The sequence below is a fragment of the Sphingomonas sp. NFR04 genome (assembly GCF_900114095.1).
Taxonomy (GTDB): domain Bacteria; phylum Pseudomonadota; class Alphaproteobacteria; order Sphingomonadales; family Sphingomonadaceae; genus Sphingomonas.
In genome coordinates this window covers 397,810-421,418 of sequence record NZ_FORV01000004.1, presented here as the reverse complement: position 1 = coordinate 421,418, position 23,609 = coordinate 397,810, and the positions used below count along the sequence as shown (strand labels likewise).

Here is a 23,609-nt window from a genome sequence, read left to right as displayed (position 1 = left end):
CGCGTCCGCGATGGCAGCGATCTGCCTATGCCAGTTGACGGACTCGCCCCGCTTGCGCCGCTGGCAACAAGCCCCAGCGCTCCAGGGCCTGGGTGGCATTTTCCATCCCATGCTCGGCCTGGAGCAGGCCGCCGAACCGCGTGGCCGCGGCGCGAACGCGTTCACGCGACGCGAGGGAAATCGCATCGGCAAGATCCTGCGCCGTCATCGTCCGCCGATCGAGCAGCACCGGGTTCACCCCTGCGCGCTCGAGCCGCCACGCCCAGAAGAACTGATCGGCCAGGAACGGCACGACGACCTGTGGCAGCCCCGCGCGGGTGGCCGCTGCCGTCGTCCCGGCACCGCCGTGATGCACCGCAAGCGCCACCCTGGGGAACAGCCAGTCATGGGGCGCATCCTTGACGAACAGCACGTTGGGCGGCGCCTGCACCGACTCCAGCGCGCCCCAGCCGGTCGCGATGATCGCGCGACGACCGGTCCGCCGCACCGCGTCGAGGATCAACTGGGTGAAGCGTTGCTGGTCGCCGCTGAGCATGCTGCCGAACCCCACATAGAGCGGCGGCGGCCCGGCATCGAGGAAGTCGCGCAGCGCCGGCGGCGGCGTCCAGTCGCGCCCCTGATCGAGCGACCAGAAGCCTACCACCGCGGCCCGCCCGGGCAACCAGTCGGCGGGCTGCGGCTGCAGATGCTTGCTGAACGCGTAGAGTATGGGTTGCGGACGCACCCGCTGCCCGCGTTCGTACCAGGGGCCGAGGAGCGGAAAGGCGCGCAGCCCCAGCGTTTCGCGCAATGCATTGGAGGGCCGCGCCAATAGCCGCCACATCGCGATGCGCAACGCATGCGAGAGGGCGAGATTGGCCGCACCGGGCAGGCGCATGCCGGGCAGCGGCCAGATCGGCGCCATGTGCCGGGACGGGGTCAGCGGCATGAACTGTGCCTGCACGAACGGCACGCCAAGCCTTTCCGCCACCGCCGCGCCGAGGATCGTGCCCGAGCCCGAGCCGAGGACGAGATCGGCACCCCGAGCCGCTTCCATGCCCTGCCGCGCCCATTGCGGCACCCAGGCCATCATCGTCGACGCGATGGAGCCCGCGATCTTCAACTGGTTTCCGCCGTCGATCAAGGCCCGCTCGCGCGCCATCAACGCCGCATAGTCCGATTCGAGCGGCGCAAGCCGGAGGCCCACCTGGTCGGTCAGCGCGCGGTGACGGTCGCTCGTGGCGATCGTCACGTCGTGGCCCTGCGCCTGGAGGTGGCGGCCAAAGGCGGCGAAGGGCCGTACGTCGCCCTGCGTCCCGATGGTGAAGATAGCAATACGCATGTCGTGCCCTCCGTCGCCGTGCCGCCGCCGCCTGCTAGGGCCGTTCGGCCTCGACCAGCGCAGAGTCCCGCGCCAGCGCATCGAGGTGGCGGGTGATGATGCTGCCGATCCGGGCCGCATGGGCCGGCAGCATCATGTCCTGGTGCCGGCAGGCGACCTCGTGGATGGTGAGCGGCCCCGCCAGATGGCTGCGCCACACGGTGGGGCTGTCATGGATCACGGCGCCGGCCCCGTCGCCGCCGCGCAGCGCCGCGCGGAGGAACAGCGCATCGGTATCCGCATGGCCGGGCCGGTATCGCCGCGCCAGGCCGAGATTGTGCAAGGTCACGGCGCGGAGGCGCTCGATGAACGCCGGCACATCGCCGATTTCCTGCCCGAGCGTCGCGGGCAGATCGCCCATGTCGATCGCCGCGGCGATCAGCTCGACCAGCGCGTCCGCCGTCTCGGGCGGTGGCGCGCCCTGATCGGGCTGCAGCTTCAGGAAGTCCATCGCGGCGCGGATAAGCACCGTTTCTTCCATGTCCTCGGGATCTGCCGCGGTGCCGAGGAAGGGATAGGAATCGAGGAGCGCGAGCAGGGCGACGTCTTCGCCCGCACTGCGCAGGCGGGAGGCGATGCCATGCGCGATCAATCCCCCCATCGACCACCCGATCAGATGATAGGGGCCGGCCGGCTGCACCGATCGGATTTCCGCGAGGTAGATCTCCACCAGGGCTTCGATCGAGGTTGGCCGGGCATCGCCCTGGAGCAGCCCGATATCCTGGAGCGCGTAGACCGGGTGGCGCTGCGGCAGATGCGGTGCCAGCGTGGCGAAGCTCCACCCCACGCCCAGCACCGGGTGGAGGCAGAACAACGGCGCGGCATCGCCGCCGCTGCGGAGCGGCAGCACCGTATCGAGGAACCCGGAACGCTGCGCGCTGCCGTCGAACAGCGGCGCCAATCCCGCAATCGTGGGTTCGGTGAACAGATGACCGAGCGAGAGATCGGCACCCAGATCGGCCAGCGCCGTCACCAGATGCACGGCGCTCAGGCTGTCGCCGCCAAGATCGAAGAAACTGTCGTGGATGCCGATCTCTTCGACCCCCAGCACCGAACGCCAGATCTGCGCGAGCATCATTTCCGTGGGCGTGCGGGGTTGCACCGAGGCTGCGTTCTCGGCCACTTCGTGCCGCCCCGGGCGGGGCAGCGCACGGCGATCCAGCTTGCCGTTCGGCGTCCGCGGCAGCGCGTCGAGATAGTGGAAGCGCGACGGGATCATCTGCGGCAGCAGCATCGTCGAAAGCGCGCGGCGCAGCTTCGCGGGGTCGGCGGGCGGCTGCCCCTCGCCGGCAACGACATAGGCGACCAGCATCGCCCCGTCGTCTCCCCGTTCCAGCACGACGGCGGCCTGTTCGATCCCGCTCAGGCGGAGCAGTGCGGATTCGATCTCCGCCGGCTCGGCGCGCACGCCCTTGATCTTCACCTGATCGTCGTTGCGTCCCAGCGTCCGCACCACGCCTTCGGCATCGCGGACCGCGCGATCGCCCGTGCGGTACAGCCTCGCGCCGGGCTTGTCGCCGAAGCGATCGGGCGGGAAGCGCTCGGCGGTCAGCACCGGCTGACCGAGATAGCCGGTCGCGACGCCGTCCCCGCCGATCGCCAGCTCGCCGATCACGCCGTCGGGCAACTGGGTGCCATAGGCGTCGACGATGTGCAGCTGGGTATTGGCGAGCGGACGCCCGATCGCCGGGAGCACCAGGTCCGCCGCGCCGATCTGCTGCGCCGTCGACCAGATCGTCGTCTCGGTCGGACCGTACAGGTTGAACACCGCGCGCCCGAGGCCCAGCAGCCGCTCGGCCAGTTGGCCGGACAGGACTTCGCCGCCGGTCAGCAGCAACAGGCCGCGCAGTGCGTCGCCATGGCCGGCGCCCAGGATCGCCTGCCACATGGTCGGCGTCGCCTGCAGCGCGGTCACGCCGTGGCGCGCGATTGCCGCCGCAAGCCTTTTGGGGTCCCCCGCCTCTTCGCGCGTGGCGACAACGACCGTGCCGCCGGTCACCAGGGGCAGCAGCAGCTCGAGCACCGCGATGTCGAAGGTCACCGTGGTGATCGCCAGCAGGCGCTCGTCGGTCGCGATGGAGAGCGTTTCCTGCATCGACAGCAGCAGGTTGCGGAGGTTGCCGTGCGACACGACCACGCCCTTCGGCCGCCCGGTCGTGCCCGAGGTGTAGGTCACATAGGCGGTGGCTGCCGGAACCCGGGGCGCCGGATCGACAGCGCCGCCATGGAGCACACCCGGCGCGCCGGCGGTGGCCAGCACCAGCCGCGGGACGGCGATCGGCAGGTGCATCTCCGCGTCGCACAGCACCAGCGACGGGCGCGCGTCTTCGAGGATCGCGTGCAGGCGTTCGACCGGGCCGTGACCGTTCAGCGGCAGCCACGCGGCGCCGCTTTCGGCGATGGCGAGCAATGCGGTGACCAGCCGCCGATCGCGCGGCAGCATCACCGCGACCAGGTGGCCCGGTGCCACCCCCGCCGCCGCGAGCTGGCTGCGAAGGGCCTCGACATCGGCGGCGAGCCCGCGATAGCTGAGATCGCCCGTCGCATCGATCACCGCAGGCGCGTCGGGGCAATCCCCAGCCTTGCGGCGCACCAGCGCGTGCACGTCGTCGCCGGGCCAGGCGCGCTCCGCTTCGCGGACCTGCGCTGCCCAGCGCGCGCGTTCGGCGCCTGCGATCAGGTCATGCTCGACCAGCGCCACCTCCGGGTCGGCGAGGACCGCCGACATCAGCCGTTCGACCCGCGCGAGGTGCGCGTCGAGCTCGTCATGCGTGTAGAGGCCCGGATTGGCATCGAAATCCATGCGGATCCCTTCGCCGTCCTGCCGGTCGAACATGAAGACGGTCAGGTCTTCCATCGCCCCGTTGCTCAGATTGTGGTTGCGGGCGGTGGCGCCGCCGAAGCGCAGCGAATAATCGAACGGTTCGATGTTCACGCTGAAGCGCGCGAGATGCTGGTTGATCTCGTTGAACCCCAGCTCGCGGCGCAGATCCTCGTAGCGGAATTGCTGGTGGCGCAACGCGCTTTGCAGCACCCGCCGGGACTGGGTCAGCAGCTCGACGAAGCTGGTCTCGCGCACGGGCCGGAAGCGCAGCGCGACGACGTTCGCGACCAGCCCGGGCACCTGGCGCATAGCGCGGCTGCCGCGGCCGGTCATCGGCATGCCGACGACGAAATCTTCCTTGCCGGTCATGCGGAACAGATAGGCGGCGAGCATGGCGGTGAGGCCCTGCGGCAGCGTGGCGCCGTGGCTGCGCACCAGCGCGCGCAGGCGCTCCACCATCTCGGCCGGGATCGTCCAGGACCGACGGATGAAGCCGCCGTCCGCACCCGAAGCGGCCGTGTTCCGGCGATCGAGCCGCATCGACAGCGTTGGCGCATCGGGCACGTCGCGGAGCTGCTCGACCCAATAGGTGCGATCGGTTTCGCGCCGATCGGAGGCACGATAGCTCTGTTCATGCTCGGCGAGCAGGGTGATCGGCAGATAGCCATGCGGTTCGGGATCCCGCCGCTCCACGAAAGCCGTGTAGACCTCGGCGAGGCGTGCGGCGAGCATACCGCCGGTGAAGCCGTCCAGCGCGATGTGGTGGCAGCATTGCAGCCACATGAACCGCTGTGGGCCGAGCTTCAGCAGTGCGCTGATCCATAGCGCATCCTGCTCCAGATCGAGTTGAGTCAGGATCCGGGCGCGCATCCACGCCTGCGCTGCGGCGTCCGGATCGGGCTCGCCGCTCACATCGACGAAGGGGAATTCGGTACGCACCGACGGCACCACGCGCTGCATCGGGCCTTCGGGGGTCTGGACGATCTGGATGCGCGTGGTTTCCGCTTCTTCGGAAACCCGGGTGATCGCCGCCACGAACAGGTTCGGGTCGATATCCCCCGAAATTTCCACCGCCTCGGCGATGTTGAAGGTGGAACCCGGCGGCGCGATCTGGCTGCCGATCCACAGGCCGCGCTGCGCGGTGGTCAGTGGCAGTAGTTGCTCGGAACCATGTTGCATCCCGTCTCTCCCCCTTCTCATGCCCCAATTCTCTGAAATCGCTTCACGAAGGCCGCTTCGCCCGATCGGAGACCGGTGCCGGCGCCGCGCCCGGATGATCGATGGATGCGCCGGCATCCGGGCGGCACGCGCCGCCGGCGGATCGTTCTGCGTGCGCGAGTGCCGCGGCCACCTCGTCCAGAGCGGCGGCCCTGGCTTCGCGCTGCAGGTATCGCAGCGCCTCGGCCAGACGGCTGGCGATCTTGCGGCGTTGCGGGACGTGCATGGTCAGGCCGCCTGCACGGCGCGATGGCAGGCCGCGCCGTGCGCATCGGCGAGCACGCGGTGGTGCACGCCGACGCGCTGCCGCGCGATCATCAGCATCTGGGGGGAAACGGGCACATAGGCGCTCGCCACCGGCCACCGGCCGAGCGCGTCGGTCTGCTGCAACAGACGGTGCGGCAACCCGGCGGCAGCCAGCCCGCCGCGCAACACCCAGAGCGGCGAAATCAGCAGATAGCGCTCGATCCCGTGCGCGACGCCGAATTCCAGCGACGCCAGGATGAGTTCGCTCGTCACCGTCCTGCGCAGCGGCGCCGGCAGCGCGCGGTCGACCGCGAAGCGGGTATTCTCCCAGACCGTGGCGGCGCGCGGCAGCCCCTCCTCGGGCGCGAGTTCCGGCCACAGCGTCTCGGTCATGTAGGGGCGCGTGGTGGGGAGCAGCCGCACCATCCCGCGCACCCGCGCGGCATGGTCCCGCCACAGCAGATATTTGGCGGCGGGCGTATCGAACTGGTCATATTCCATGCCGTCGAAGTGCGGGACGTTCCACCCGGACCGGACGACGAACTGGTCATGCCGGAAGCGATATTGATCGGCGAGCGCGTCGCCGAACAGATGCGCCGATTGCCACGTTACCAAGTCGATCATGACCGCCCCTCGTCGTGTTCGCTGCGGCGCACAATCGGGGTTACACGGCTCTGCGCCTACTCCCAGATCTGGTAGGTTTGGACGAGAGGCATCTGTTTTCAGGGGTTTATCGCAAGCGACGGCCTCGAAGCTGCGCGCGCGGCGGCGCTTGTGCGGCGGCCCGTTGCAGGTCTGTCGGGTGTCGGTCGCGGGCGTGAAGCCTGCCCGTGGCCACGCGGTTCTTCGACGGCGCCGCGGTGCCGGCGATCACCGCGCCGGTGCGCGCGGTGTTGCCGCCGGTCGTGATCGCAAGGGCCTGTTCGGCCGCCAGAAGCTAGACGAACGCTGGCCGGGCGACGTCGGGCATGTCGTCATAGGCGCGCAGGATGCACTGGCGCGGATCGGCTTCACGCCCAAGCTGATGATGGACGATCTTGCGCCAGGTGGCCGCACGGATATACTGGCCGCTGCCGAGCCACCGCTCCTGGAGATGGGCGCGCAGCATCTTGCGCCCCGCCGCGACCAGCGCGTCTTCGTCGAAGGACTGGATGGCGGTATAGTGCCGGCACAGGGCATAGCCGAAGTCCCGCGGCTTGCGTGTGCCGCCAAGCTTCACCGGCCCGGACTTGCCGGTCCATCGCTCGTACATCTTGATGCCGGCCCTGTAGATGTCGTTCTCGGGCCCGAACTCGACCTTGGCATGCGGTCCCGCTCCGAGCGTGAACGCGAGATCGTCGTCCAGTCCTCCGCGGACGATCTCGTTGGCCGGCCAGGGGCGCTCGGGGAAGCGCCACCGCGCTTCTTCGAAGCAGCGGGCCAGAAGCCATTCGTAGCTGCTGTCGCTCCCGGAAAGCATCCAGCTGCCGATGGCCTTTGCCCAATGCAGCGTCGTGCTATGCGCGTTGTGATCGGGGCCGAAGCGATGAACTTCGCCATTTTCTAGCGCTTTATCGATCCATTCAAGCTGGCGCAGGACAACTAAATTTATCCCAGCATCCCAATTCGTGCATAAGAATAGTTACAACGCGCCAATATCTCCCTGCGTAATCGATATCGCATTTTATTATGAAAATTCTTTTCATAATTACTAATATAATCAAAAATGCGGCTAACACTCGCTTATTCATAAAAGATTTTTTACTCGGCAATCGTCAAATTGTTAATAATCAAATATAAGATACAAATTTAAAAATGACCTATTCAGGTGTTGTTATTTAGAAAAGCATAATTCACGAGGTAAATCAAAACCACCATCTTTATCAACAAAGAACAGGTAGCATAGAGCTCGTGTGAATCGCTCACCATACTCCCCACCTCTTCGGGGGAGTTAGGATTACAATAAAGAAGCTATCATCACCTTTCCACCCGAGACGATCACCTCGCGCAGACCTATCGCGTTCCACGTCGCGGTGTGGCGGTGTGGCCAGATATTTGAGTTTTACAAATTTCATTCGAAACAAGTCTATGACCATCCTGCGTCTGCAACCTCATCTTCGCTTGCAACTCGAATATCAGAAAGCTCATGCACTAACGCGAGCTTATACGATGAAGCTTCATCTGGAGAGTTCCATTGAGAACCACAATCATCGCAAGCGATTACCACCTTTCGCTCGGATGGACTAAATGCGGCGAATAATATTCCTTGCCTGCATACGGCACATTCTCCAAAGTTATCGATTTCGATCATGGTTTATTTTTCCCAAACAAAAACTCGTAATCCTTCGGAAGGGGAGGCGTCGCTCCGGACGGATAGGCCGTAACCACACGAGCGCTGCCAGCTTCCGTAATTAGAGTTACATTATCGTAATTTTGCAGCTGCCCGCCCATACCGCCAGCATATCCGGAATTTGGCCTAGGAACTACATAAACATCTCTGTTGCCGATCGTTACCGGCTTAATACCGGCTTTGACTACAGTGTTCCAAGCGTCGTCTACAGTGGCGACCGGATCTCCGTAAAAAACTCCCTGGTTCGGCTTTGTCAAACTTATGCTGCCATGATTCGACACGATATGGTGAGCAGCATCGCCGCCAGTGCGGCCGCTTATGCGCGACCAATCTAGCTGATTATTACCATTCGAGCTCGTAGTTTGACTGCCTGCAGCAGCATTCGGGTCATGCGCGACGTTTGCCAGCGCGGGGGAGGGATCGACCGGTGTCGTAGACCCAAACCCAGGCAAATAAGACAAGGGGGGCGCAATCGGCGTCACCAGCGGTGGCGTTCGGATGTCGTCCGGGTTTGGTATGGGCGTGCTTAGCTGCAGATCGGGCGGCGGCATCGGCGGCAGGCCCTGCAGCGGGGGCAGCGGCGTAGCTACCGGCAGGGTTTCCGTGTTTGGCTTCGCCGACGGATCGACAGGCGTCATCGTGCTCGGCGAAGACGGGGTGTTGAGCCCGACGTAGAGGTACGCAGCTCCCAAACCGAGCCCTGCCCCTACAATCGCCGCGTTGCCATAGGGGCCCTTCAGCTTGGTCAAGGCATTGATCGCCGCGCCCAATTGCGGCGTATATCGGGCTGCAAACTCAGCTCCGGGCGAAGTAGCAAGAACTTCGACTTTCGCCGGAGTAAACCCAAGGGATGCCAACTTCGCCAGAGCGGCGGCCGCTTCTTCTGCCCTCCGCTTAGCCACAAGATTCTGGTTACCCAATGAATAGGCATCCAGCGCTGCCTGCTGATCGACAGACAGCGTGCACGGTTCCTTGGCATTGGCACAGGCACTGACCTTGTCGAACGCCGACAGCCCGCCCAACTTCTTCACGGCTTCCTGAAACGCTGGATCGTTTTCGTATACATCCGCAACTAGAAGACCATGCTTCCCGTCAGGACTATAGAGCCCTAGCGGAGTCGTCGTGGAATTGTTCTGCGTCTCAAGATGTGCCGACGTCATCGCGCTCTGCGCATCCAAGCCCGCACCGGAGGCGACCGCTGCGACGATCGTCGCCACCAGAGTATCGCGCGCCTGCTGCTCCGCGAGCGTCAGTTGCTTGCCGTCCTTGTCGGTTGCCGTTGTCTTCCCGGTCTTGAGAAGATCGTTCAGCACAACCGCTGCCGCAGCGCCCATCGCCCCGCTGGCGCAGTCGCCCGAGCCCCCGGCGGCGCTGCCGGCACAGCCGACCAGTCCCTGCAGCGCAGCGCGGGCACCTTCGCTATGAAGCTTGTCGGCGATTTCCTTGACCTCGCTCGTCGCAAGGCCCTGCAGCACGTTGACCGCAGCTCCCTGCACGAGGCCGGTGAGCGAGCCGCCGACATCCGATCCGGCCGCACCGTTGATCGCCGTGAGCACGAGCCGCCCGGCGCCACCGGCACCCCAGATCGCATAGGGATTGGACTTGGGATCCCTGTTCGGATGCTCTTCAGCCCATTTCTCGGCTTCGGCTGCCTGATGGCTCAGGAACGCCGTGGTCTCCGCCGCCAGCGTCTGCGCCGCCTGGAAGCCCTGGGCGATTTCCTGGCGCTTGGCCTCGTCGAACTGCTGGACGATCGCGCCGGCATTGGCGCCGCTGGTGTCGCGGCTGATCGTCTGGGCGAGCGCGGCGCTGGCGGCGTCGCCCGAGGTGATCGTGATCGTGCCGTTCGCGATCGCCGAATACGTCGTGCCGGACTGGTCGCCGCTCGCCCCCATCGCCATCGGCGGGGTCGCGGTCACCGTGCCGATACCCTTGATCGGCAGCCCCGACAGCGGCGTGGCGCCCTGCTGCGAGGCTTGCCCGTCCTTGCCGGCCTTGATCCCGCCGATGCCGCCGCCGATCGAGGTCTGGCTGGCGTCCCAGGTCTCCCGGTTCTCGAGGTCGCTGGCGTGGAGCGTGCCGGTGGTCAGGCTGTTCTTCGACGGGTCCGCGGTGCTGGCGATCACCGCGCCGATCAGCGATGTGTCGCCGCCGACATGGATCGTGAAGCCCTGGTCGCCGGCATAGATGCCCGCCTGCTCGACCACGCTGGCGAAGTCGCCATTCTGCTTGCCGTTCGAGAGATTGCCTGAGACCGAGACCTGCCCCGTGCCGAACGCGAAGCTCGCCCCCACTGAAGCACTGTGCGAGCTGGACTGGTAGGTGCTGGTGTCCTGCCGGCTGGCGATCGCCAGGCTGCCGGCATCCACCACAACCTTCCCGCCCGAAACGATCGCCCCGTCCAGCCCCAGCGCACCCGGCGTCACCAGCGTCGCGGTGCCGCCGGCGGTCAGCACGCTCTCGATATTGGTGACCTGGGTGCCGGTGTAGGTGCTGTTCGACGAGGAGAGGCCGACCGAAATCGTCGGGCTCAGCTTGTCGAGGCCGGACACGTTGTCGCCATTCTTGTTGAGCTTGATCTCCGAGGTGACGCCCAGCGTGAAGCCGCTGCTCTTGGCGTTGCCGCTCTGGCGGTCCTCCTCCGTTGCTGCCGCCAGCGTGATCGCGCCGTTCGCCGCAAGAGTGAGGTTGCCCTTGGCGTCGACGGTGGAGCCGCGCACGTCGATCGTGCCGGTAGCACCGGTGCCGTTGGCGACGATCGTCACGTTCTGGCCGTTCACCGCGCTGCCGACCACGGTCTCGTCATGCGTGGTGTTGGTCGAGCTCGACTTGGAGATACCGAAGGTGGCGCCGACCGAGACGCCGAGATCCCCCGTGCCCTTGTTGATCGTGCTCGCGAGGTCCTCGCCCGCCTGATAGGCGTTGACCGCTGCCATGCCGCCGGCGAGCCCCGCGACCGCGGCGACGCGATCGTTGCCGGTGCTGCTCGCGAGCTGCGCCATGTCGGCGAGGTTGCCGACGCTCTGGAGCAACTGGCTCTGCACGCCGATGGTGACGCCGACGCTCGATGTCTTGGTGGTCTGGGTGGTGTCGCGCACGTCGAGCGCATTGGCGATGCTGACCGAGGCGCCCTTGAGCAGCACGTCGCCGCCCGCCGCCACCGTGCTGCCGGTAATCCCCAGCGCCCCGCCCGAGACGATCGCGAGGTCGCCCGCCTGGGTGCCCACCACCGATCCGGCCTGGGTCACGTCGGTCGTGCTGCCGGTGGTGCTGGTCTTGGCGACGCCGACGAACAGCCCGCCGCCGCCCAGCGAGAAGCCGCTCTTCTTCACCGAGGAACTGCTCTGCTCGGTATCGGTGGTGGCGAGCGTGCCGATCGTCACCGGGCCGCCGGCGACAAGCGTCAGCCCGTTCGTTGCGACCAGGTTGGCGCCGGTGATCGTCACCGCGCCGCTCGCCGTCACCGTGCCGGTGTCGCCGGACAAGGTGGAGGCGACCGCGGTCTCGTCGTGCGTCGTCGTGCTGGTGTGCTTGGTCGTGGAGGAGAACAGGCCCGACTTCTTCGAGCTGGTGTCGACGCGGGCGTCGACCGTGTCCACCACGCCGGACAGCGTCAGGCTGCCGACATCGACGCCGAGCGCGCCGCCGGCGGTCACCGTCGCGCCGGCGATGTTCACCGCACCGGGGCTGAGAAGCGTGAGGTCGCCGGCCGCATCGATGGCCGAGAGCTGGTTGGTGGTGCTGGTCGCGCTGGTGGTGGTGTTGCTCTTCTTGCCGGTCTGCGCGCGCGATTCGAGCGTCGCGGTCTCTTCCGCGGAGACGATCGCGACGCCTTGGCCGCCATATAGCGTGATGTCGCCCGTCGCCTTGTCGGTGGTCTTCACGCTGCTGCCGGTGATCGTCAGCGCCGCGCCGGCGGCGAGCGTCACCGGCCCCGCCGCGGTGACGCTGGTGCCGACGAATTCGGTCGAGGTCGTGGTGCTGCTGGCGTTGCTATATTTGCCGGTGCGGTCGGACTGGGTGGTGGTCGTCGTCGCGCCGGTGCCGCCCAGCGACAGGTTGCCGCCGGCGCCGAGTGCGGCGGCGCCCCCGGCGCTCAGCGTCGCGGCGATGAGGGTCATGTCGCCGCCCGCCTGGAGCAGCAGGTTGCCGCCCGCGGCGATCGAGGCGCCGGTGATCTGCTCGGTCGTGGTGGCGCTGTTCGACCAGTGGCGGCTGTCCTGGTAGCTCGAGGTGGCGCTGTGGCTGGTGCTGGAGACGGTGGTGGTGACGAGGTCCCGGCCGGCCTGGAGCGTCACGCCGCCATCGGCGCGGATCGTGCTGCCGCCGGCGAGCAGGATGTCGCGCTCGGCATCGGCGATCACCGAACCGCCGGTGATCGTCGCGCCGCTGGCGTTGACGATGTCGCCGCCCTTGGCAGCGAGAGATACGATGTCTTTGGCCTGCAGCGTGCCGCTGTTGGTGATCCCGCCGCTGGCGGTGATCGACACGTTGTTGCCCGCGATCAGCGCGCCGGCCGATATCGCCTTGGCGTCGTTGGCGGCGAGATAGACGACGGGGACAAGCACGTCCTGCCCCTCGACCTTGCTCTGGACGTACCAGACCATCGGCTCGGTGAGCGCGGCGACCTGCTCGGCCGTCAGCGCGACGCCGAGCTGGAGGCCGAGCCCGGCCTGCGCCTTCTCGGCATTCTTGAGCAGGCCCTGATACTGGTCGAGCGCGGAGCCGAACTGGGAGAGCTGCGCCTGGCCGCTCTGCGCCTGCACCTCGCGCGAGACGAGCAGCGCTTCGAAGAAGCCGTCGCCGAGCCGGGTGTAGGTGGTCGCGCGGTCGGGCGAGACGCGGTCGAAGAACCATTTGGAATCGTAGAGCGCCGCTTCGGACGAGAGCGCCGGGTTGCTGCTGAACAGCGGGCCGGACGCCGGATTGGTGTTGTAGGTGAACAGCGACGGCGCATTGCCGGTGAGGTTGAAGCTGGCGAGGAACCCGCCGAGGAAGCTGCCGAACGCCTGGTTGGCGAGCGTCGGCGCGCCGCTGCCGTTGAGCCCGGCGACCAGGCCGGGGACGATCGCCGAGGCGCCGGGCCGCATCGGGCCTGCGACACCGCCGGCGCCGAGCGCACCACCGCCGATCGTCTGGTTGCCCAGCCCGATCGCCGCCGCGCCGCCCGCGCCGTCGCGCACCTGGCCGACGACCTGTGCGCCCTGGATGTTGCCGGTGCCGAGGCCGGACAGCTCTCCTGCGGCGCCGGCTGAGACGCCCGACAGATCGCGGACAGACAAGCCGTCCTTCGTCCGCCTCGCGGCGTCGACACTGCCGCCGCCAGCTAGCGCGGCCACGGAGACGGCGAGACCGCCCTGTCCCTTCCCGGCAAGCCCGCTCGCGCCGCCGCGGCCCGTCGCGGACACCCCGCCTGCCGATACGACGCCACCCGAGACACCGCCCGCCCCGCTCGCCGAAGCAGACGCGCCATTGCCCGCGCTGCCCGTACCGGGCGCCCCGGCTCCGGGCGCTCCAGGGGCGGCATGCTCGACGAGTTGGGACGCGGTGTAGCTATCGGTGCCGATGAGATTGTTGGCGATGTTCGCGACCTTGCCCGCTTTGATCGTGACCGTGCCGCCCGCCCGAATCACCGTCGGCGCGCCAGGCAATATAGAGTTTTGGGCACTTCCATTTCCGGCGACCTTGATGAGAAGGTCGCTGATGTTGCTTGCGTTGCCAGATGCGGAAATGCTGATATTCCCGCCTGCAAGTATGCTTGAATTTTGGTTGATTACATCTCGACCGCCATTGATGCTGATGTTTGATGCAGCCGATATAGAAGAAGTTCCAGTGAGATAATTGAGAACATTTTCAGATGCTTTGTATTTCTTAACAAACGTATGTCCAGACGCGCCGCCGCCAGCATCGGGGAATGTTGTCGTTATAACGAGTGTATCCCCGCCATCCTGCACTGAACTGACGTCTTCAGCCCCGACCATCTCCCTCCAGGTCGAGCTTCCGTACTTCCTGTACATGGCAGTCCATTCCGCCATGTAGATCCCGTTCTCGTAGAGCTCGACATCTCCACCTGCTCCACCGCCAGTCAGAGAGAGGTTTTTGATTACGTTGCTCAACGAACCGCCAGTCAGCGCGATCTGCACCCCGCCCCCCAGCGACTGAATCGTCGCCGAAAGGTTCGCCACGTCATGCGCGGTAATCGTGATATCGCTCTGCGCGAGAATAAGGCCGTGGCTGCCATTGCCTTGGTTGTCGCCGACATAGTCGTTGGTCAGCGCACCGCCCGCGGTGAGGGTCAGGCGGTTGCCCGCATAGATGGTGCCGACATTGTACAGTTCGCCCGCCGCCTGCAGCGTCAGGTTGCCCGAGGTCGCCAGCAGGCCCGAATTGCGGATATTGGCCGCGCTGATCCAGTAATTGCCCGAGGGCGCGAAGCTGCCGCTGTTGTTGAAGTCGCCGCCGAGGAACAGGCCGGCATTGTCCGCCTTGAACGCGCCCGCGGCATTGGCGAAGGCGCCGGCATCGGTCTGCGTCACGATGGTCGCGGCGGTGATGCCGCCATTGGCCCCGCGCGCGTCGTTGACGATGCTGCCCCCGGCGGACTTGAGGAACACCACCCCGTCGGACCACAGGCTGCCCTGGTTGGTGAAGTTGCCGCCGGTCTGGATATCGAGGTTCGCCGAGCCGCCAATGTCGCGGCCCACGCCCGTGGCATTGCCCGCGCCGCCGTGCACCGTGATCGAGCCGCTGCCCGTCACCATGGCCGTACTCGCCGCGATCGTCACCCGACCGTTGGACGCGGTCGCGCCGGACAGCGTGATGTCACCGCCCGCGCGCAGCGTCACGAGGTTCTGGCCGGAATTGTACCCGGCAAGGTTGAGCGAAGAGCCCGTCAGCGACAGGCTGGCCCCCGCGACAAACTGCGCGGCACCGGTCGACCGGATCTCCCCGCCCGCGCCCACGGTGAGGCTGCGCCCTGCCTGCACCGAACCGTCGAGCATGACTCCGCCGCCATTGGCGGTGAGGTTCAGGTCGCCCCCGGCGATCACCCCCAGCTGCACGGCATTGCCAGCGCCGTCGCGGACGTAGCGCGCGCCGAGCAGGAAGTTGCCGGCGGTCAGCGTCAGATTGTTCGTGGCGACGAGCTGGGCCGAGCCATCGGCAATCACCGCGCCGGACAGCGTCATCCGCAGATCGTTGCCCGCGCTGACCTTGCCCGCAATCCGCGCGGAGATCGGCATGCCGTCCACCGCATAGCCGACGCCGTTGATGCTGGCAGCGCCACTGCCGATGAAGGCGTTGTTGCTGGTGAAGTCGACGTCGTGCCCGGCCTGCACCAGGCCGGCTGCGCCCACCATCAGCGTGCCGTCAACCAGCTTCAGGTTGTTGCTCGCGACGAGCCGCCCCTCGATCGACAGCTCACCGCCGCCGCTGGTGGTGATCGTCACGTCGCGCCCGGCGGCGAGCCGCCCGCCTGCGCCGATGCTCGTCGCACCGGCGTTGAGGGAGACGCCGCCATTGGTCGCGGTCAGCGCCCCCTGCAGGTTCAGCGAGGACAAGCTGCCGAGCATCGCGTCGCCGAGATAGGTCGCAAGCGTCGCCCCGCCGTTCACCGTCAGCGAAGGTGCCCCGCCATGGAAACCCGCCACGCTAAGGTTGCCATTGGCGACATTGGAGCCGCCCACCGTCACGCTGTCCGCGGTCAGGGAGAGCGTGCCGGTCGCGGAAAGCGTGCCGAGGCTCGCCACGGTCACGCCGCGCAGGCTGACATTGCCGCTGGCGATGGCGGGGGTGGACAGCGCCTCGCCCGCCCAGGTCTGCGAGCCGGCGGCCAGGGTGAGGTTCGCGCCGCTGGCGAGATCGATCGCTCCCGATGCCGAGAAGGTGCCGGACGAGGCCAGGTCGCCGCTGGTGCCGATCGTCAGCGCCCCGCCGGTCGCGACGGTGCCGGCGTTGGAGAAGCGCATCCCGGACAGCGTCACATTGCCGACGCTCTTGAGGCTGCCGCCGCTCGCCACGGTCAGCGCCGGAATTGACCAGTTGATTGCAGCGCCGGCCTCGGCGGTGCCGGTAACGGTCACGTTGCTCGCCGTCACGCCCAGCGTGCGATCGGCATGGACTAGGCCGCCGGCGGTCAGCGTCGCAGCGGTCAGCGTCGCGTCGCCGCCGACACCGCCCGCCGAGGCGGTCGCGACGATCGAGCCGGCGTTGGAGATGGTGTCGGCGCTCAGCGTCAGCGAGCCCCCGCCCGCGCTGGCACCCGAGCCGCCGGCAAAGATCCCGCTGCCGGCGAGCGTGTCGATGCCGCCGCCGACCACGCCGAGGGTCAGGTCGCCCAGCGCGACGAGGCTGCCGCCCGAGCGATAGCTGCCGCCGGTCAGCGCGACGCCGAGGTTGCGGTTCGACTGGAGCAGGCTTCCGGCGCCCAGCGTCAGGCTGGTGCCCGTGTAGCGGAAATCGGCATTGCTGATGGCCTGCGCGCCGTCCAGCAGCGTCACCGCGGCCGTGTTCAGCGTCAGCACACCCGCCGCATAGACCCCGCCGCCCTGATCGAGCGCGCCGCCCAGCGCAACGCTCGTGCCCGCCAGCGTCACCGCGCCGTTGTTGGCCACGATCGCGCCGGTGGAGGTGAGCCCAGCCGCGCTCGTCAGCGTGATATTGCCCGCCGGCGCACCGGCTATCGTCGACCCTGCGGTGATCGCGCCGCCGTTGCTGAGCGCGCCGCCCGCCGTCAGGCGAAGATCGCCCAGCGTCTCAAGCCTGGCGCCGCGCAGCAGCGCGACATCGCCGCCCGCGGTCAGCGCGATGTCACGCGCGCTGCTGAGGCCGCCCAGCGTGGCCGAGCCGGCGATATCAGCGACGATCCCCTCACCCGCCGCCAGGTTGGCACTGGTCAGGCGTTGCGCGGTCAGCGACAGGCTGCGCCCCGCCGCGACGCTGCCGTCATTGACCAGCGCGCCACCGGCCTTGAGCGTCACCGCGCCGAGCGTCGACAGCGCCCGCGCCGCATCGCCGCCGGTACGATCGGCGCCGAGATGAAGGTCCCCGGCCGCCGTGACGGACACGTCGTTGTTGGAGGCGAGCACGCCCAGCGCGCGGATCGCGCCAGTGCTCGCCAGCGTCAGCAGGCCCTCGCTGCCGGTGCCATAGGCAGTGACGCGCGACGCGCTGCCGAACGCCAGGTCGCCGCTCGCTGCGATGTCGACATTGCGGCCTTCGACGGTGCCGGCAAGATCCAGCCCGCCCGCCGTCGTCCGCACCGACACGGCGCCGAGGCCGACCAGGCTGCCGCCGATCGAGGCCTCGCCCGCGACCAGCATCAGGTCCGCTCCCGCGGAAAGGCTGCCGCTGCTCGAGAGTTGCTGCGCGGTGAGCGAGAGGCCGCCGGTCGCGCCGATCGCGCCGGCATGGGTAAACGCGCCGCCGGCGGTGAGCGTCATCGCGCCTGTCGCGGTGACCTGCCCGTCCACCGCCGTAGTTCCCGCCTGCAGCACGCCTTGCGCCTGCACCGTGAAAGCGCCGGCGCTGTCGGCGGCGAGCGACTGGGCGGCGGCGAGCATCCCGGCCACCGTGACCGCGCCCGCCGAATGCAGCTCGACCTGCAGCGCCGAGGCCTGGCCGCCCTGGACCAGCGCGACATCGCCTGTCGTGCTGGTCAGCGTCAACCGATCGTTGCCGCGGATCGTGCCGCCCAGCGACAGGCCAGCGCCTTGCAGCGACACCAGGTCCAGCGCGCTGCTGGTGCCGCCGTGGCGGAGCATGCCCGCCGCCGACAGCCGCAGCCCGGCATTCGAGGCGAGCGCCGCATTCTGCACGAGCGCGCCGCCGCTCGAGACGTCGATACCGCCCAGGCCGGTGACCGTGCCACCCAGCGTCACATCGCCGCGCGCGGCCAGCGTCACCGCGCCGTTGGCCTTGGCATCACCGGTGGTCGTCAGCGTGACCGCGTCAACGGTCAGGGTGCGCAGCGCCACCAGCGTGCCGCCCAGCGTCACGTCCTGCCCGGCGAGACCAACGGCGCCCGTGGCGCTGGATGCGGCCGCAAGCTGCAACGCCCCGCCCGCAGTGATCGACAGGTCGCCGACGCTGGTCACCTGCCCTTGCGCGTCGACCGCGCCGACCGCGATCGTACCGGCGACACGCATGTCGCCGGCGCCGGTAAGCGCGAGGTTGCCACCGGCCAGCAGCGTTCCGTTCGCCGCGAGCGACGCCGTGGACAGGGTGAGCGCGCCCGATGCCTGGACCGTCGATTCCGCACCGAGCGTGGTCGCGCCTGCGGTCAGGCTGAGCTTCCCGGCACTGGCCAGGCTTCCGGCAATATCGGCCGAGCCTGCCGACGCGGTGATGTCGCCTAGCGCGGTGGTCGTCCCCGACAGCGTCATCGCCGCGTCGGCGGCGAGGGCGAGGGTGTCGTTGCCCGCGATCGTTCCGGCCAGCGCGAGCGTCGTGCCGCTGAAGCGGAGCGTGCCGCCCCCGGCGATCTTGCTCCCGTCCGCGCCCGTCAACGCGTCGAGCGACCGGAAGCTTGCTGCCCCGCCCGCCTGGACGTCGGCCGCCGCGCCGATCGCGAGCGGACCCGTGGCGTCGACCGACAAGGTGCCGGTGGCGAGCAGCTTGCCGGCAAGCGTGGTCGCGGCGCTGCTGGTCAATGCCAGCGCGCCGCCGCTCTGTGTGTCGCTGCCGCTCGCGAGCGACAGCGTCCGCCCGGTGATCGCCACGCCACTGGTACCGACCGTCGCCCCGGTGAACGTCACGTCGCGCGCGTCGATCGCCAGCGATCCGCCGGACAGGGTGCCCGAGGAAAGCATATCCCCGGCGGCCTGTACGTGCAGACCGGTCTTGGCGGAAAGCGTGCCCGCATTGCTGAGCGCGCCGCCCACGCCCAGCGACATCGCGCCGCCGTTCGAGGCGATCGTGCCCAGATTGGCGACGTCGTTCTGCACCGTGATCGCGACCGGGCCCGCCCCGGCCAGGCTGGCGAGCGAACCGACCTGCAGCGTTTCCGCCTGTGCGGTGAGCGCGCCGTCGCTCCACGCGGTGCCGCGCACGGTCAGCACATGCGCGGCGAGCGCGGTAAGGTCACCCTTGGCGGCAATGGTGCCGGCGATGTCGATCTCGTCCGCTGTCAGCGTGACGGCGCCGCTCGAGGCCAGCGACCCCGCCGCTGCCATCGTGGTACCGAGCGACGGCAGGTCGAGCGCCAGATCCGCCGTCGGCGTGCCGGACGCGGGCGGCGGTGTGGATCCGCTGCCGCTACTGCCATCCGCAGCGCCGCTCCCGGCATCCGAACCACCACTGCCGGGCAGGCTGCTCGGCGGTGTGCCGCCCGAGCCGCCCGAGCCACCACCGGCCGGCGCTTCCGCCCCGATGCGCAGCCGCATTGCCGCGGTGAGCGCAACATCCTTCGCGGCCTGGATCGTGCCGGCCAGGCTGAGATTGTCGGTACCGGCGGTGATCGAAACCGTGTCGTTGGCGAGGATCTGCCCGGGGATGGTGACGGTCGCCGCGGTCAGCGTGAGCGCGCCGCCGCTCGCCAGCGTGCCGCTCAGCACCGCACCGGTCGCCCCGTCGATCGTAGTGGCGCCGCTCGCCGTCGCGCGGCCGCCCAGCGCCAGCGCCTGGCTCGCGCGCACGTCGAGCGTCGCGTCGCTCTGCAGCGCGCCCTGCAGCGAGATACCCCCGCCGGACAGCGCCATGCCGCCCTTGGCATAGGTCGTCGAACCGGTCGCGAGCGCCACATCGCCGGTAGCCGCGACGGCGAGATCGCCCTGCACCGACAGCGCCGCTGCCGATTGCAGCGACGCGGCCGACAGCGTGGCGCGGCCGCCTGCATAGAAAGTGCCGGCAAGACTCGCGGAACCACCGACACGAACGTCGAGCGCGTCGCCGCTCTGCAGAAGCCCCGTGGACACCAGTCCGGCGCCGCTCGACAGGCGCAGCGCCCCACCGGCAGCGATCTGCCCCGGATTGGTCACAGCGCCGCTTGCGACGAGAGTCAGGTCCTTGTCGCTGGCGATCAGCCCGGCATTGTCGAGCCGTCCCAGATCGATCCGCGACTCCGCCCCGCTCTGCAGCACCGCGCCGGCGGCAAGGGTCAGGGTCGTGAGCTTCGCCTCAATGGCTTGGAGGCTGGTCGCCGATCCGGAAAGCGCAAGCTCGGTGCCGATGATCCGCAGCCCCATGCCCGCGGCCGTGGTCCCCGAGAGACGGAGCGAAGGTGCCGTGAGTTGCAGCGCGCCTTGGGCCTGCAGGGTGCCCGTCGCGGTGAGTGCGCTGGCGGCGCTCAGCGTCAGATCGGCGTTGCTGCCGACGCTGCCGCCGATGCGCAGCGTGTCGGCCGCCAAAGCCAACGCGCCGTTCGCGCCGACCTGGCCGCCGATCGAAAGGTCTCCCACCGCGCTCAGCCGCGCCGCGCCGCCCGCAACCAGCGATCCGGCGAGGTCGATGGCGTTGCCCGTCAGCGCGACGTCGCCCGCTGCGCTCACCGTGCCTGCCAGCGCCTGGCTGCCCCGCGTCCCCAGGGTGACGGTCGCCCCGGCGAACCGCCCGCCCGTCGTCTGCCGCACGCTGTCGCCGTCGAGCCGCAGCGCACCACCCGAGGCCAATGTCGCCGTGCCGAGGTCGAGCGTGCCCGCCGCATCGATCCAAAGCGCGCCGGTCCCGCTGATCGCACCGTTGGCGTCGAGCCCCGCATAGACGCCGCTGCCCGGATCGAGGGTGACGTCGCCGCCCGCGCTGAACGTCACCGCGCCGAGCGCACCTGCGAAATCGCCATGCTGGCGGATCGCCTGCCCGCTGACGGACAGCGCGCCGCCTGCATAGGTCTGGCCCGCCAGCGTCACGCTGCCCCCCCGCGCGGCGATCGTCGCGTCGCTCGAGGCGGTCGCCCCGGCGAGGGCGATCGCACCGTCGCTGGTGATGGTCAGCGTGCCGTCGAGCGCCGCGACCGTCCCCTGCAGGTTGATGCCGAGCCCCGCGCCGGTGCCGATCAGCCGGATGCGGTTGGCGTACATGCCGCCGAGCACCGAAGAGTCGATCGCCACCCCGGTCCGCGCCCCCGCCCCTTCGGCATTGGCGCTGCGGCTCGCATAGTCGACCGTGCCGCTGCCGCCGGCGACCAGCAGGTCCTTGGCATAGAGGCTGGCGTTGATGTGCGTCGCCGCGGCGATGATGTCGAAATAGTCGACATTGCCGCCGAGCAGGCCCTTGCCCTCCACGGTCACGTCGCCGCCGTCGGCGATGCGGAAGCCGCTGAACGCGCCGTCCGCGCCGAAACGCAAGGCCGCCGCCGCCAGGCTCACCCGGCTGGTGTTGATGAAGCCGCAACCGTCACAGGTGATGCCGGCCGGGTTGGCGATCACCAGCGCCGCGCGCTGGCCGAAGATCTCCATCGGCCCCGCCAGCGTGGTGCGCACGCCGCCGGTGACTTCGTTGAGGATCAGCGATGCCGACCGGCCGTCCTTGAGGTTCGGGTTGGCGATCAGGAAGCCGCCGATCGCGCTGTTGCCGGTTGTCGGGCTGTTGGCGAAGATCAGGCCTTCCTTGCCGACCGACATCCGCGTGAAGACGTTGTACGAGGTGCCGCTCGCATCCGGCGTGGCGATGTTGACGATCGGCGTGCCGCCCGGCGTCACGTCCAGCCCGGTGCGGCTATCGGCCGGCTGCAGCGGCGGCGTCGCGACGGGCGCGCTAGTCTGCGCGCGCGCCGGCGACAGCGCGGAGGTCGCGAGCGCCGCGAGGATCAGCGTGCGCAGTGCACCGCGGCGTGCACGGGCGGGAGCGGTACGGACGGTGATCGTCTTCACAGCAGGATCCTGATGCTGGAGCTGAACAATGCCGTGGGATGCTGCACCCAGGCGGGCGCGGTGACGGGCACGGCGACGGTGATTTCGGCCTGGACGTGGCGGCTGCGCGCCATCAGCCCCGCGCTCAGCGACTGGAGCAGGCCGCGCTCGAACGGGTCGCCTTCGCTCGGGCGGATGCCGCCCACGTCATAGGCGAAATAGCCCGACAGGCTGGTGGCGAGTTGCGGCTGCGCCTTGAGGACATTGACGATGCCGAAGCCCAGCTGCTCGCGCAGCGAGGCGCCGGTCCGCCCGGAAATGCCGTCGTCGCGGAAGCCGCGCACGGTGGAGCTGCCGCCCAGGCTGAACCGGTTGGCGGGGAACAGGTTGTCGAACCCCCATTGCCCGCGCAGCACGAGGGTGTTGGTCAGCCGCGACGGGCCGATCGCGAACGGCGTCTGCGCCGCCGCGTCCAGCGCGACGCGGTGGTAGCGGCCGGTGGCGCCGCCCGGGCCGGTATCGACGGTGTGCGCATCGAGCAGCCCCAGCCCCTGGTCGTACCCGCCGGACAGGCTGAGCTGGGTCTTCGCAAGCCGGCGCTGCCAGCGAACGCCCAGCGTGCCGGTGACGATGCGGTAGCTGCTGGACTGCAGCGCGATGCCCTGGACGAAGTTGCGCGTGTCGAGCAGCGCCAGCCCGCCGGTGAGCGAGAGCTTGGTCTTGGCGTCGCGGAACACCATGCGCTCGAGCGTCGCCGAGCCGGTATAGGTGCGGCCCCGCGTCGCGAAGCGCAGCCCGTTGCCGGACAGCACCGAGCGATAGCTGGAAAAGCCGCTCGACAGCGACAGCGTCCACCAGCCGCGCGGCAGCGAGACGAAGCCGCCATAAGCGAGGTTGCGCCGCTCGCCATCATCGCTAGCGGCGCCCTGGTGGTAGAGCGACCAGCTGTCGGCGATGCCGAGCAGCGAATCGATGTCGAGGCTCTTGGTCGCCTGCCAGCGTCCGGTGCTCGCTGCGCCTTCGTTGTTGATCGAAACCGAGGGGCGGATCCAGCGTGACAGCGGCTGGCGGGTGACCAGGACGACGCTGGTCCCGGGCGTGTCGCCGGGCGCGATGTCGATCTTGGGATCGCCCTTGGCCATGCGGCCGAGCTGGTCGACACCCTGCTCCAGCGCGCGGAGGTTGAGCCGATCGCCTGCCCCGGCCGGAAAGGCCGCAGCGATCTCGCCGCGGCCATAGCGTTTGCCGCTGCCCGTGCCCTTCAGCCCGCCGAGCCACCCCTGGATGACCGTGATGGTGAGGATGCCCGATTTCAGGTCCTGCGGCCCGACCACCGCGCGGCTCGTCACGAAGCCGTCGTGCACATAGCGATCGGTGATCGCGCGCAGCACGCCATCGATCGCGTTGATCGTTACGCAGTCCCCGCGCAGCGGCGCGAGCACCCCGGCGAAGGTGCCGGCGCGGTAGCGGCTCGCGCCGACGAGGCGCACCTCGCGCACCGCCACGCAGGCGCCGCTGTCCGGCGCGGGCGCGGGCGTCGGCGAGACGGTGTCGCCGGTCGGCGGGCGCGAACGGGATTGCTCGAATTGTTCGGCGCGATCGCGCGCCTGTTGTTGCTGCTGCTCAAGAATACGCTGCGCTTCGCGATCTACCTGACCGGCAGATTGCGCCATCACTGCCTGCGGCAGCAATATTCCCAGCGATGCGACGGCAAGACATGCCGTCGGCCACCGCCCCCTCGGTGCCGAAAACTTCCCCACAACGGGAGATCTATACGAAATTAGTGCCTTATTCTAATAAGTTCATGCTTAACCCACGCGTAACTACATTATCTGATGCGTAGATAAG

The 23,609-nt window shown here is 68.6% G+C and carries 7 protein-coding genes; all 7 read right to left on the bottom strand.

From position 1 onward, the window contains the following. Nucleotides 1–25: 25 nt before the first annotated feature. Nucleotides 26–1,321, bottom strand: a complete 1,296-nt coding sequence (locus BM009_RS14385) for a glycosyltransferase (protein ID WP_175488026.1) — start codon at nt 1,319–1,321, stop codon at nt 26–28. Between the two features lie 34 nt (nt 1,322–1,355). Further along, nucleotides 1,356–5,363 carry a non-ribosomal peptide synthetase gene (locus BM009_RS14380; RefSeq protein WP_175488025.1) on the bottom strand — a complete coding sequence of 1,336 codons (4,008 nt, stop codon included), beginning with the start codon at nt 5,361–5,363 and terminating at the stop codon, nt 1,356–1,358. 43 nt (nt 5,364–5,406) lie between these two features. Further along, a complete protein-coding gene (locus BM009_RS22265; RefSeq protein ID WP_139216625.1) occupies nt 5,407–5,628 on the bottom strand; it encodes a hypothetical protein in 222 nt (73 codons plus the stop codon). Nucleotides 5,629–5,630: 2 nt separating this feature from the next. Further along, nucleotides 5,631–6,272 (bottom strand): acyl-homoserine-lactone synthase, encoded by a 642-nt coding sequence (locus BM009_RS14375; protein ID WP_093297199.1) that lies wholly within the window; start codon nt 6,270–6,272, stop codon nt 5,631–5,633. A 313-nt stretch (nt 6,273–6,585) separates the two neighbouring features. Beyond that, the gene (locus BM009_RS14370; RefSeq protein WP_093297198.1) at nt 6,586–7,107 is read right to left on the bottom strand and encodes a hypothetical protein; all 522 of its coding nucleotides are present in this window, start codon (nt 7,105–7,107) and stop codon (nt 6,586–6,588) included. Between the two features lie 827 nt (nt 7,108–7,934). Continuing rightward, nucleotides 7,935–21,782 (bottom strand): two-partner secretion domain-containing protein, encoded by a 13,848-nt coding sequence (locus tag BM009_RS14365; protein ID WP_093297196.1) that lies wholly within the window; start codon nt 21,780–21,782, stop codon nt 7,935–7,937. Next, on the bottom strand, nt 21,779–23,434 hold the full coding sequence (locus tag BM009_RS14360; RefSeq protein WP_093297195.1) for a ShlB/FhaC/HecB family hemolysin secretion/activation protein: 1,656 nt from the start codon (nt 23,432–23,434) through the stop codon (nt 21,779–21,781). Before BM009_RS14360 ends, BM009_RS14365 begins: the two co-directional genes overlap by 4 nt. Nucleotides 23,435–23,609: the final 175 nt, after the last annotated feature.

Bases quoted from the DNA above. Each gene is read 5' to 3' on its own strand.
- BM009_RS14385 (WP_175488026.1), bottom strand. From the start codon at position 1,321: ATGCGTATTGCTATCTTCACCATCGGGACGCAGGGCGACGTACGGCCC.
- BM009_RS14380 (WP_175488025.1), bottom strand. From the start codon at position 5,363: ATGCAACATGGTTCCGAGCAACTACTGCCACTGACCACCGCGCAGCGC.
- BM009_RS22265 (WP_139216625.1), bottom strand. From the start codon at position 5,628: ATGCACGTCCCGCAACGCCGCAAGATCGCCAGCCGTCTGGCCGAGGCG.
- BM009_RS14375 (WP_093297199.1), bottom strand. From the start codon at position 6,272: ATGATCGACTTGGTAACGTGGCAATCGGCGCATCTGTTCGGCGACGCG.
- BM009_RS14370 (WP_093297198.1), bottom strand. From the start codon at position 7,107: ATGCTTTCCGGGAGCGACAGCAGCTACGAATGGCTTCTGGCCCGCTGC.
- BM009_RS14360 (WP_093297195.1), bottom strand. From the start codon at position 23,434: ATGGCGCAATCTGCCGGTCAGGTAGATCGCGAAGCGCAGCGTATTCTT.